The following is a 12,921-nucleotide window of genomic DNA, read 5'->3' on the forward strand; positions in this document are numbered from 1 at the left end:
CTTATCAACTTTGTACTATTAAAAGAAAAAATAGGGGCATGATGAAAATCTTAATTATAGTAACCAATATAGGTATGTATGCAAGTGGTAATCTGAAAACCGGTTTGTGGCTTAGTGAACTCACTCATATCTATCATGCGGCTAAAGAGAAAGGTTATGATATTACCATTGCAAGTCCTCAAGGTGGTAACATTCCTGTAGATCCCGAAAGTCTAAAACACTTTACACTAGATAAAATTTCTGAACAATATTGGAATGAGGATGACTTTCGGTTATTGCTTGCAAATAGTGAAAAACTATCTGAGCTTACTCAACAAGAATATGATCTGATCTATTTAGCTGGGGGGCATGGTACAATGTACGATTTTCCAGATGACTCTACTATACAATCAATGGTTAGGAATCAGTTTGAAAAAGAAAAGAAAGTCGCTGCGATCTGTCATGGAGTTGGTGGATTATTAAATGTTAAGCTTAGTAATGGTGAATATCTGATCAAAGCAAAATCAATGACCGGATTTGACTGGTTTGAAGAAACTATTGCCAGAAGAAAGCGGGAAGTACCATTCAATTTGGAAGCTGCTATTAAGGAGCGCGGTGCAGATCTCAAGAAAGCCTTTATTCCAATGACATCTAACGTTGTTGTGGATGGTAATCTGATTACAGGTCAAAATCCATTCAGTTCAAAGGAAATGGCCAAGGTGGTTATTAAAGAACTTGAAAAATAAAGAATTAAATGACTCGAAAGGAACATTATATTCATTTTTAAATCATAAACATATTAATTATGGCAAACAACATTAAAGCTGAGAGCGATCCGCAGATCCTTTCAGGTATCAGGGAATTTTTGAAGGGTTTGAATAATAGCGGTGGTAAACCACTAGAAACATTGACTCCACAGGAAGCCAGACAGGTTTTGGTTGATGCGCAAAATTCTGTTGAGGTAGATTATTCAGGTATTACTGAAGATAAAAGGGAAATTACGCAGGATGGAATTACGGTAAATATCCATATTGTAAAACCTGCCAATGCTTCTTCCGAGAACCTTCCGGTGTTCATGTTTACGCATGGCGGTGGATGGGTATTGGGTGATTATCCAACCCATAGAAGATTGGTCAGGGATTTAGTTGTCCATAGTGGTGCCGCTGCCGTATTTACAGATTATACACCTTCACCGGAAGCACAATATCCAGTTGCAATCAATCAGATATATGCAGCTACAAAGTGGGTATCAGAAAATGGTGCTGAAATTGGTGTTGATGGTAAAAATATGGCGGCTGCCGGAAACAGTGTCGGCGGAAATATGACTGCGGTCCTCTGCCTAATGGCGAAAGATAAAGGAGGCCCTGAAATAAAATTTCAATTGTTATTGTGGCCTGTAACTGATGCAGATTTTTCTCGTGAATCCTGGCAAAAATATGCTGAAGAACGATTCCTTACAGCTCCATTAATGAAATGGATGTGGAATAACTATCTCCCTGATGTCGAAAAGCGCAAGGAATATTATGCTACCCCATTCAATGCACCCTTAGAAAAACTTAAAGGCCTTCCGCCTGCATTGGTTCAGCTGGCCGAAAATGATATTCTCTTCGATGAAGGTTTGGCATATGCAAGAAAACTAGATGAGGCTGGCGTTCCAACGACTATCGAGACCTATAACGGATTTATCCATGATTATGGACTCTTAAATCCGTTAGATCATATTGAAGCAGTAAAGTTTTCATCAGAACAAGGTGCGCTAGCGCTTAAAAAAGCTTTGTTTAAAAAATAATTAGGTAAGCTTTCGAAAAGAAAACATAATCGTTATATAAAAAATCCTGCAAATAGCCAATTTGCAGGATTTATCTATTCTTAATTCTCAGAATTAACTATTAAAATGTTGTTGAAGACTAATGGATAACAGTTTTATGACAGGAGATAAAGACTCGGTAAATTTATGTTAAATGGTTGTTTTTCAGTTTTTTAATTTTGTATAGAAAGTTCGAATCCTGTTTGGTTTATTATGTTTTTAAAGAGTTTTAGCTTCAAAACAAACTGAAAAAGAATAAAATATTTGTTTTTTTAAAGAGATATTTTGTTTTAGAAAATAAAGAAAAAGGGGGTAAAATAAATTAAATAGGCTGATTGATGGGTATTTATAAATAAAATGACACCATTTGGCCTAAATTGTCCTAATGGTGTCATTAAGTGAGCGCGAAAGGATTCGAACCTTTGACCGTCTGCTTAGAAGGCAGATGCTCTATCCAGCTGAGCTACGCACCCTTAAACGTTGATTTGCTTAATGTATAAGCTCATTAAAAAGTCGGGGCGGCAGGATTCGAACCTGCGACCTCCTGGTCCCAAACCAGGCGCGATGACCGGACTACGCTACGCCCCGAATATATTAAGAGAGCGGAGGGTAAGGGATTCGAACCCTTGCGACACTTTCGCGTCGACAGTTTAGCAAACTGCTCCGTTAACCACTCCGGCAACCCTCCTTATTTGTTTATTTTTTAATGATCGTTGTTCTGTTATTGCGAGTGCAAATATAGAACAGATTTCTTTATTTACCAAATAAAATTCAAGAAAAATTTGCGTATTTTTGAAGTAATAAATCATCCAAAAACCAAACTGATGCGTAAAACATTATATATCATCGGATTAAGCACATGTGTTTTTTCATGTACTTCCCAACCGAATGTGAAAAAAAATACATACAAACCGAAAACCCCCGTGGTACAGGCAAAACCAGCAGTTAAACCTGCAACTCCCGAACCTCCGAAACCGAAAATTATTTCCGATCATGGAGTTGAGTTTTTTACCACTAATATAGCAGACCCTACTAAAAATGATAATACGGCAAGTTACGGTTCAATTGTTTCGGCTAAACCTGCCGGATATAAAGTAGTAAAAACCTATTTTCCTGCCATTGCACAAAACTTCAGACAGCGTTACTTAATATTACATTATACAGCACTCCCGGATGATAAGTCGATTACTGTTCTTACACAGCAGGCGGTAAGCGCTCATTACCTGGTTAATAATACCGGAGACAATGAAATCTACCAGCTGGTAGATGAAAACAAAAGATCTTATCATGCAGGGGTAAGCTCATGGAGAAACGATAAGAATCTTAATGATACTTCTATAGGAATCGAAATTGTAAATACCGGTTACACTACGGATGGATCCGGGAAGAGGATATTCGCGGCCTTCAGCGATGAGCAGGTGAGAAAAGTAGCTGCTTTAGCGAAAGATATTATTATAAGATACCAGATTCCTGCCACGAATGTTCTTGCTCATGCAGATATTGCCCCTACAAGGAAACAAGATCCGGGGCCAATGTTCCCCTGGAAGAAATTGTATGACGAGTATCAGATAGGAATGTGGTATGATGAAGCAACAAAACAAAACTTCTTTGATTTGGCACAGTTGGATTTCACTACAAGATATAATGAACCATCCTTTATTTTCCTTATTCAGACTGCATTGCAGAAATTTGGATATGGGGTAGATCCTAGCGGACAATGGGATGATGCAACCAAGAAAACCATTGAGGCTTTCCAATACCATTTCCGCCCTCAGAATTACAGCGGAATTATGGATGCTGAAACATGGGCAATACTACAGGCTTTAAACCAGAAATACCCAATAAAATAATTGAATTAAAAGCGCATCGGTAGATGCGTTTTTGCTATCTTTATACGATCAAAAAAATAGTAAAATATCTGTAATGGAAAATTTCAGAAAAGAAAGTGATCTATTGGGGGAGTTGAATGTTCCGATAGATGCTTATTATGGGGTTCAGACGCAAAGAGCGATAGACAACTTCAAAATTTCAGGACAGCTTTTGTCTTCATATCCGGATTTTATCAAAGGCCTGGCTTTTGTAAAAAAAGCAGCCGCAAAAACCAATTATGAATTGGGACTTCTTGATGAAAACCTGTATTTTAAAATCGCAGAAGCATGTGATGAAATTGTAGCAGGGAAATATCATGACCAGTTTCCGGTAGATATGATCCAGGGGGGTGCAGGGACTTCAATTAATATGAATGCCAATGAAGTAATTGCCAATATTGTATTGGAAAAACTTGGTAAAAATAAAGGAGAATATGAGTTTTGCTCACCTAATGACCACATAAACCTTTCCCAGTCCACGAATGATGCTTATCCTACAGCGATCAAAATGGGATTGCTGCAGATGAATATCGGCCTGGTAGAAAGACTTGAGAAAATTATAGCGGCTTTCCGTGCAAAAGGTCAGGAATTCCAGGATGTCATCAAAATGGGGCGTACACAACTTCAGGATGCTGTTCCGATGACGTTGGGACAGGAATTTGAAGCATATGCCGCGACATTGGAAGAAGATATTTCCAAATTGAATAACAATGCCAGTCTTTTTGTGGAAGTTAATATGGGGGCTACAGCTATCGGAACAGGACTGAATGCCCCGGTAGGATATGCTGCTCTTTGTGCTAAAAACTTAGCTCAGATAACAGGCTTCCCGATTGTTTCAGCGCCGGACCTGGTAGAAGCTACACCGGATACAGGTTCATATGTTATCTATTCTTCAGCAATGAAACGTCTTGCCGTGAAATTATCTAAAATCTGTAACGATTTAAGATTGCTTTCTTCAGGACCAAGAGCCGGACTTTTTGAAATTAATCTTCCTCCTATGCAGCCGGGATCATCAATTATGCCGGGGAAAGTTAACCCTGTTATCCCGGAAGTAGTAAATCAGGTTTGTTTTAAAGTAATAGGAAATGACCTTACCGTGACTTTTGCTGCGGAAGCCGGACAGCTACAGCTTAATGTGATGGAACCGGTACTTTCCCACGCTATCATGGAAAATATCAATTTCCTTTGCAATGCTTTAGATACCCTTCGTGATAAATGTGTGGTAGGAATTACTGCCAACAAGGAAGTGTGCCTGAATATGGTGAAGCACAGCATTGGTATCGTAACAGCACTTAACCCTTATATCGGTTACAAGCAATCTACGCAAATTGCTAAAGAGGCATTGGAAACAGGTAAAAGTGTTTACAATCTTGTTTTGGAGAGAGGAATTCTTTCTCAGGAGAAACTGGACGAAATTCTCGATCCGAAAAATATGCTGAAACCACATAATAAATAATAAAAAACAATAAGTGATAAATGATCCTCTATCTGTGATCATTTTATCACTTATTCATCATCATTTATACTATAATTCGTGAGGTTTTTAATCATAATTCCTGCACATAACGAAGAAACTAACCTTTCATTCACCCTGGATTCTTTACTGCAGCAAAGTCAGAAAGACTTTAAAGTGGTGGTCGTTAATGACGGCTCCACAGATAAAACATCTGAAGTGATCAGGAGGTATACCGCCAGTGATGCACGTTTTGAGACCATTACGCTTCAGAAATCCGAGCATCAGCCAGGATCCAAAGTAGTTCATGCTTTTAAAAGCGGGCTCCAGACACAGGCTATCGATAACTTTGATATCATCTGTAAATTTGATGCAGATATTATCCTTCCTGAAAACTATTTGCAGGCTGTAGAAAATGCTTTTATCAATAATCCGGAATATGGATTGGTAGGAGGATTATTATATGTGGAAAAAGAGGGAAACTGGGTGTACGAGGGTAATTCCAACAAGCACCATGTAAGAGGTCCAATGAAAGCTTACCGGAAAGAATGCTTTCTCCAGATGGGAGGTTTAAGAGAAACATTAGGCTGGGATAATATTGATGCGATACTCTTAAAAAATAAGGGTTGGAAAGAAATTGTTCTCCCTCAGCTGCATGTTAAATTGATGAAAATAAAAGGAGCAGATTATACCATAAAACCGGCCGATTACTATGGCAGGTATTTTTACTTTTTGGGACTGAACAGATTGATGGCCTATATTGCTTCTTCAAAAGAAGCGATGAAAAGTAAGTCCCTCTCATTTTTCTTTGATATTATCAGCTCCTATGAACACTGTAAATCCAGGAAACTGGAACTGAAAATAACAAAAGAAGAACAAAAAGTCATCAACGACCAGCGTTGGAAAATGCTCAAGAAAAAATGGCTGAAGATATAGAATGATATAAGACTAATATTCATCAATACAGCGGGCTTTAGCCCGCTTAATAAAACATAAAATATCCATTGGCTTTAGCCAAATCCTATAAACAACAGATTGAATTCAGTGAAAAAAATAGCCTACATAGAAATAGATACTCACGCCGAGATTGCCCGGGCTTTCATGGATATTATGAGAGGTAGCGAAAACATTACTGTAGACTATTATTTTTCAAAAAAAGTTACAGATCAAATCCATCACGATGAGGAAACTGTATTTTTATCTGACAGCTCGATGATTCCGGATCAGTTAAAGGAAAAAGAATATGATCTCATTATTATCGGAACAGTCCATCGCTTTTTCAATACCTTTTTAACCATTGTAAAAAAGTATAATACCGCAATTATCACTCATAATCTGAATTTTACAAGGGCTTCAAATTCCGGCCTGCTGAAAAGTATTTTTAAGGGGGATATCATTTACAGACTTAAATTATGGTGGAAAGAAGGATTGTTGTATGCTCCCAAAGTATACCAGCAATCGAAATTTCTTTTGGTGCTGGATGAAGCATTAACTTCGGAAAGACATCGGTTTCTGCCTCTGTTTTATACAAAGGATTATATAAAACCTGAAAATAACGACCTGACAGTGGTTATTCCGGGTGGTGTATCACAGAAGAGGAGGGATTATGATTATATTTTTAAAACCATTCAGAAAATACAATCAGATAAAAACTATGAATTTGTATTTCTGGGAAAGGCTAAAGATAATGAACTAAAACAATTGAAAAACCTTTCCGGGAAGTTGCCGGAGAACATCCATATCACTTATTTTTCTGAGAGAGTTTCTTCAGGGGACTTTGAAAAATGGATGCAAAAAGCAGATGTTTTGTGGTGTCCGATCCAGCAGGAAACAGAATTTTTCAGCTTACAGGAAATTTACGGACTTACCAAAATGACGGGAAACCTGGGTGATGCTATTGCTTATGGGAAACTAGCCATTTTTCCTAAGAATTATCCCTCAAAACTGGAATTTATTATTCCTGAAAAAGAAAATATTCCTGAACTATTGGATGAGCTATCCAGTATGCATTTTGATTTTCAACAACACTATAACAGGGAAGATATACAGAAAAGATTAGAGAAACTTTTAAACAGTCTTATTACTGCTTAACGTTAAATCTGGCATTTTTCTTATCTTCCATCTCTCATCTTCAATCTGATTAAGTCAGAAATTCTTATCCCGAAATGACGTTATTTAAATTTAAAAATACTTTTAATAAACGTCATATTCAGATAATCTTCTATCGGGAATATTCTGGTAAAATAATTTCCGATATAGATCAATGCCAAAACTACAGCAGGTTTATAGACCAGGTTGATGAAGTTATTGTCAAAATTAGGAAGAACAATAGCTACCGTGATGGCTAATGTACAGATGATGGAAACGAAGATCATTTCAATCGTCAACGGCGAAACTTTAAATACAATATAATTGAATGCTATTTTAATCACATTATAAATGGTGAGGGAAATAGCTGTTGACATGGCAATTCCAATAAGCTTCAGATTCGTGTTTTTGATAAAATAATAATTCAGGCCAATCGTTAATCCTGCCAATAAAAGCATGATCAGAATATTGAATCTGTAATATTTTGAAAGGGAAATAATGTTTCCGTTGAATCCTGTAGCAAGGTCAATTAAGACTGCGGAGCCCCAAATCCAGACAACAGGCTCATATTCTCTGAGCATGGTTCCGTTTTTCGGCATGAATTGCGTAAGATAGGGGAATCCCACCATAATGCAGGAGAATAAAACAGCGCCTAGAAAATATAAAGTTAAGGATGTTTTTTTATGAAATTTATCCAGTCCTTCCATATCACCATCAGCAAGATGCTTACTGATGATAGGAGCTGAAATATTGAATAGTCCCAATTGGGGAATTGAAATCAATGAGATAAGAGCATATAAAACGGAGTATATACCATTTTCTTCCATTCCCATAAATTCTCCGATCATAAAGCTGTTAATCGCAAGATAATTTCCAAACGTACCTAAAAATCCAAAAAAACTATAGTTGAGAAACTCTTTCCAGAAATTATTTTTCTTAAAATAATCCGTACTGATATCAAACTTGATTTTCTCAAGTTTATTGGTGTAATATATATAGCCGGCAAGCATCAGCGTAAATATTCCGAAGAAGAAGGCAAGGGCTATATTTTGTGACAGTGAAAAATAAAAGAAAAGGCAAAATGCTCCTAAATTGGCTATTTTAGGCAAGAGATTGTCAAAGATATTGGAGACAACAATTCTTTTATAATTGGAAGTGTATTTATTGAAAATAGCACAGAGTGATAAGATTAAAATAAGAGGCAGGATAATTTTTTTTATTTTCCAGGCCTGCGAATGAAGAAACTTTGGATAAAAGTAGGGGAGAATAAAAAAGATGGCGCAAAATATAAGAAAGTTAATCAAAACTGTAACAAGCGATAATGAAAGCATGTTCTGATTTTTACCCTCTTTCTGTAAAGAATGAAAAAACTTTACATTGGCATAAGAAATTCCGAAAACAACAAACGGAACCAGCATTTCCGCCGTTTGCATACTATAGCGAAGCTTTCCATAAAATTCAAAATCATTCGGAAAAATGAATATTGCGGAAACCGTGCCCAGCAAAAAACCAATATAACCGATAATGGAATATTTGAAGCCTTGTCTCGCTACTACGCTCATAAAGTTGTTTTAAGGTTTTTTAGGTATAAAAATAATATTGTTGATGTACTGCGTTTTATTTTTTTCGTCGTTTGTATTTTGTGATAGGATCTCTTCTGTAAGAGCTTCCAGTGTGAAGCTGTTTCTGTTCAGATACCTGGCTTCATATCCCCAGCTTTTTACTTCAGAAATTTCATTCCATATTGGTGTCTGGTGGTGTCTTTGTTCCATCTCAACCATTAATGTCGGAAGGAATTGCCTGATGGTTTCTTTAGCTCCCAGGAGCGTCTTGATTTCATTTCCTTCAACATCTATTTTGATAAAATCCAGTTTGCTGAAGTGTTCTAATGCTGCCCAGTCATCCAGTTTAATCACTTTTACTTTTTCGGTATAGCTTTTTTCTTCGCCTTTTTCCTTATAAGAAGTGTTCAGGGTTCCCCGGGAGGCAATGGTTTTTCCATTGATAACAGGAACTTTAAATTCAGCGGTCATATTTTCATCAGAAAGGGCTAAAGGAAGAATCCTCATGGCAGGGAACAGTCTTTTTAATCTTCGGTAAAGTTTTTTATTGGGTTCAAAAGCATAAATATGCTCATGATCCAGTTTATTTTCCAGTTGATAAAGAAAAGTTCCTACGTTTGCTCCAATGTCCAGTATTACAGCGTTTTTGGGAAGGTATTCCTTGATCCATACCAGTTCCGGTTCTACATTGCGTTCCGAAAAGTTACTCTTATTAAGATTATTTAAGTTTTTAAAATATCTTTTTTTATAAAAATCCGGACTTATATATTGTAGTTTCTCTGCAATTTTCTGGTATAAAGACATCCTTAGCTTTTTGACGAACAGCAAAGATAAACAAAAATGTAAAACTTATCTTAAAAAATGTTAAATATAATAGCTTGAAAATCAGCTGTTAGTGTTTATGGTGTTTTTTAAAAGAAATATATTTTCCATCAACTACAAAACGATTAATTATAAACCATGCAAAAAATTATCCGTAAACATCTGTGAAAATCAGTGTCATCTGTGGTTATGATTAAAACCACAAAAGTCACAAAAGTTTTTAGACACCTTAGTTTTTTAAGTTAAAAGTATTGCGTTGAAAAGAGCACAAAAGTTTAAAAATCAAAGATTTTTGTAAATCTGCGGTATCAGCAGCAATCAAAAAATTATCCGTAAACATCTGTGTTAATTCGTGTTATCTGTGGTTACAATTAAAACCACAAAAGGCACAAAGCTTTTAGACACTTCAGTTTTTTAAGTTAGAAGCATTAAAAATCAGAGATTTTTGTGATGAGCTATACCTGGACTGTCTGTGAGTAAAAATATTCACAAACATCTGTGTGGGTTATTATATAGTTTAATCAAAAAAAGGAGCATTCAGGAAATCATTGAAAGGCTTCATTAGTTTAAAGATTTTTGCCATATTTTTCACTGCGTTTTTATCCAGAACCTCTTCATCTTTTAAGCGATATAGTACAATGAAATTCTTTAGTTTTAAATATTCTGCCATAGGATCTTCTTTTTCAAAACCTTGAGGAATTTTTTTAAGCTTATCATCCTGGTCAAGTTCCGGAAAGTATTTTTTAAACTCTTTATTATTCAGTATTTTGAGAAAATCATCTCCATATAATGATATTTCTTTACGGACCTCTTTCAGAACAGATGATTCAGGCATATAAATTCCGCCAGCCAAAAAAGATTTACCGGGCTCCATATGCAGGTAATAACCGCCTTTCTGGCTTCCTTTTCCCATTCCCAAAGAAGCTCCGAAATTAGTTTTGTAGGGAATTTTGTCTTTTGAAAACCTGGTGTCACGGTAGATCCTGAAAAGTGCTTTTTTGCTGTCGATTTTTGCAAGTTCTTCATCAAAACCGGACATTTCTTTAATCAGATCATCCAGAAAAGCAATAACATTTCCCTGAGCTTCGGTGTATAAAAATTTATTTTCATTAAACCATTCACGGTTATTATTTTTATCTAACTTTTTTAAAAAATCAAATGTTTTAGGAGAAATGCTTGCTGACATATTTGGATGGTTGTTTAGCTTTGTTAATATTCTTGATCGGCTGTTAATTTTCCGTGTGTATAGAGATAGTCAAATTTACATAATTAGCCGGGATATTAAAAGGAGAAAAAAGCATTTGATGATTTTATTTTTGAAAATTCATAAATAATTGAGAAAAAATTAATCCAATTTAATAAAAAAAACTAATGTTTAATAAGTTCTTAATGTAAGGCTTGTTTTTTTAGATTTAATTTTCAAAAAATTAAAGATATATTAAAAGATTCTGAATTTAAGTTTATAAATTTAAAACTTTGTTCAAAAACAAATCAAATATTTATTGTATCTTTGCAAAAATTTTAAAATAGTTAATGAATTTATTTACGGAAACCAATTTAAGTCCTGATATTCTTAAGGCGATTGGCGAAATGGGTTACGAAAGCCCAACAGAAATCCAAAAACAGACTATCCCTTTTATTCTTTCAGATATTCGCGATTTGATCGCACTTGCGCAGACAGGGACAGGCAAAACAGCAGCGTTTTCGCTTCCGATTTTGGATATGATTGACGATACGAGTCGCAAAATCCAATTATTGGTGCTTTGTCCGACACGGGAATTATGTCTTCAGATTGCTAAAGACATAAAGAATTACTCTAAGTATATGAAAGACATCAAAACTACTGCGGTTTATGGTGGAAGTAGTATTGTAGAGCAAATGAGATCTTTAAAGGATAAGCCACAAATCATTGTGGGAACTCCGGGAAGAGTAATTGATCTTATCAACAGAAAGGCGCTTGATTTTTCTGCTATTCATTGGTTGGTATTAGACGAGGCTGATGAAATGCTTTCAATGGGTTTCAAAGATGAATTGGAGACCATTCTAAGTGAAACTCCGGAAACGAAACAAACCTTCTTATTCTCTGCTACGATGAATAAAGAAGTGGAAAGGATTTCCAAAAACTATCTTACCAAACCACACCGTATTTCAGTAGGTTCTATCAATGAAGTGAAAAAGAACATTACTCATGAATATTATGTGGTAGGATACCGCCAGAAAAAAGAAGCATTAAAGCGATTAATTGATGCTAACCCTAACCAGTATTCCATCATCTTCTGCAGAACGAGAATGGAAACCCAGGAAGTAGCTGATTTCTTAATGCAGAACGGCTATGCTGCTGACGCCCTTCACGGGGATCTTTCCCAGGCGCAGAGAGATACGGTAATGAAGAAGTTCAGATTGAAAAATATTGATATCCTTGTAGCGACAGACGTTGCCGCTAGAGGTCTGGATGTCAATTCTCTGACTCACGTTATCCACTACTCCCTGCCTGATGATCCTGAAGTATTCGTTCACCGAAGCGGAAGAACAGGTAGAGCAGGAAAAGATGGTATTTCTATGGCTTTGATCAAGCCTGAAGAAAGCAGAAAACTGAAGCAAATCAAATCTGCTACGAAAATTGAGATTAACGAAAGAACTATTCCTACAGGTGACCAGATTATTAAAGCTCAGGTAGGAGGAGTTTTTGAAAAGCTATTCACGGAACATGAAGATCTTTTTGAATTTGATGACAGTTTAATCCCGGATCTGAGTAACTTTACCAAAGAAGAACTGGTACATCAGTTGCTGCAATTCCAGTTGAAAGACCTTGCTTTATATTACAAAGATAAGCATGACCTTGCTGAGCAGAAATTAAGCACCAGGGATGATGATTATTCCAGAAGAGATCGTGGTCGCGACAGGGACAGGGGAAGAGACAGGGATCGTGGAAGAGATCGGGAACGTGGCGGAAAGCCAAGAAGAAGAGATGAAAATATGGTAAGATTCTTCTTCAATCTTGGAAAGAAAGACCATTTGAAGAAACTTGATGTTTTAGATATTATCAATAAAGCTACTGCCGGAGGAAAGAGTAAGAAAAGAGCTGAAATCGGTGATATTGAAATCCTGGAGAAATTCTCCTTCTTTGAGGTTGAAAAATCGTTTAAAGACAATGTTTTAAGCAATATTCAATCTATGAAATTTAAAGGAAAAGACATGAGGGCTGAAGTAGCCAACTAAGTCTTGCTTATACCATATAAAACCGGCACCAGTGCCGGTTTTTTTGTTTGATAATCAGAGGTTAGGCGAATGTTAACAAAACTTAATGTTAGATAGTTTCAGGTACAATCCTTTTTTAAGAAA

At 36.2% G+C, this 12,921-nt stretch carries 10 protein-coding genes and 3 tRNA genes; 7 read left to right on the forward strand and 6 right to left on the reverse strand.

Annotated features, from left to right (window positions below):
• Nucleotides 1-38: 38 nt before the first annotated feature.
• The gene (locus tag OK18_RS12990; protein ID WP_228377609.1) at nt 39-725 is read left to right on the forward strand and encodes a type 1 glutamine amidotransferase domain-containing protein; all 687 of its coding nucleotides are present in this window, start codon (nt 39-41) and stop codon (nt 723-725) included.
• Nucleotides 726-784: 59 nt separating this feature from the next.
• Entirely contained in the window at nt 785-1,768 is a 984-nt protein-coding gene (locus OK18_RS12995; protein ID WP_053328255.1) for an alpha/beta hydrolase, read from the forward strand.
• A 417-nt stretch (nt 1,769-2,185) separates the two neighbouring features.
• On the opposite strand, the gene OK18_RS13000 is transcribed toward OK18_RS12995, so the two are convergent.
• The 3 genes from OK18_RS13000 to OK18_RS13010 form a co-directional block, all read right to left on the reverse strand.
• A tRNA-Arg gene (locus tag OK18_RS13000) sits at nt 2,186-2,259 on the reverse strand.
• Nucleotides 2,260-2,299: 40 nt separating this feature from the next.
• Nucleotides 2,300-2,374: transfer RNA gene (locus OK18_RS13005), tRNA-Pro, on the reverse strand.
• A 15-nt stretch (nt 2,375-2,389) separates the two neighbouring features.
• Nucleotides 2,390-2,474 (reverse strand) — tRNA-Ser (locus tag OK18_RS13010).
• Nucleotides 2,475-2,610: 136 nt separating this feature from the next.
• Here OK18_RS13010 and OK18_RS13015 point away from each other — a divergent pair.
• The 4 genes from OK18_RS13015 to OK18_RS13030 all read left to right on the forward strand — a co-directional run bounded on the left by OK18_RS13015 (nt 2,611) and on the right by OK18_RS13030 (nt 7,198).
• Complete coding sequence (locus OK18_RS13015) at nt 2,611-3,636, forward strand: N-acetylmuramoyl-L-alanine amidase (RefSeq protein WP_053328256.1); 1,026 nt, start codon at nt 2,611-2,613, stop codon at nt 3,634-3,636.
• 73 nt (nt 3,637-3,709) lie between these two features.
• Nucleotides 3,710-5,110 carry an aspartate ammonia-lyase gene (gene aspA, locus OK18_RS13020; RefSeq protein WP_053328257.1) on the forward strand — a complete coding sequence of 467 codons (1,401 nt, stop codon included), beginning with the start codon at nt 3,710-3,712 and terminating at the stop codon, nt 5,108-5,110.
• Nucleotides 5,111-5,188: 78 nt separating this feature from the next.
• Nucleotides 5,189-6,043 carry a glycosyltransferase gene (locus OK18_RS13025; protein ID WP_053328258.1) on the forward strand — a complete coding sequence of 285 codons (855 nt, stop codon included), beginning with the start codon at nt 5,189-5,191 and terminating at the stop codon, nt 6,041-6,043.
• A gap of 108 nt (nt 6,044-6,151) precedes the next feature.
• Complete coding sequence (locus OK18_RS13030; RefSeq protein WP_053329367.1) at nt 6,152-7,198, forward strand: hypothetical protein; 1,047 nt, start codon at nt 6,152-6,154, stop codon at nt 7,196-7,198.
• Nucleotides 7,199-7,278: 80 nt separating this feature from the next.
• Here the strand turns inward: OK18_RS13030 and OK18_RS13035 are convergent, their stop codons facing one another.
• The 3 genes from OK18_RS13035 to OK18_RS13045 all read right to left on the reverse strand — a co-directional run bounded on the left by OK18_RS13035 (nt 7,279) and on the right by OK18_RS13045 (nt 10,765).
• A complete protein-coding gene (locus OK18_RS13035; RefSeq protein WP_053328259.1) occupies nt 7,279-8,757 on the reverse strand; it encodes a lipopolysaccharide biosynthesis protein in 1,479 nt (492 codons plus the stop codon).
• Between the two features lie 9 nt (nt 8,758-8,766).
• A complete protein-coding gene (locus tag OK18_RS13040) occupies nt 8,767-9,561 on the reverse strand; it encodes an FkbM family methyltransferase (RefSeq protein ID WP_053328260.1) in 795 nt (264 codons plus the stop codon).
• Between the two features lie 535 nt (nt 9,562-10,096).
• Entirely contained in the window at nt 10,097-10,765 is a 669-nt protein-coding gene (locus OK18_RS13045; protein WP_053328261.1) for a DUF2461 domain-containing protein, read from the reverse strand.
• A 347-nt stretch (nt 10,766-11,112) separates the two neighbouring features.
• Between OK18_RS13045 and OK18_RS13050 the strand changes: the two genes are divergently transcribed.
• The gene (locus tag OK18_RS13050) at nt 11,113-12,798 is read left to right on the forward strand and encodes a DEAD/DEAH box helicase (RefSeq protein WP_050021960.1); all 1,686 of its coding nucleotides are present in this window, start codon (nt 11,113-11,115) and stop codon (nt 12,796-12,798) included.
• Nucleotides 12,799-12,921: the final 123 nt, after the last annotated feature.

It is taken from the genome of Chryseobacterium gallinarum (genome assembly GCF_001021975.1).
Classification (GTDB): domain Bacteria; phylum Bacteroidota; class Bacteroidia; order Flavobacteriales; family Weeksellaceae; genus Chryseobacterium; species Chryseobacterium gallinarum.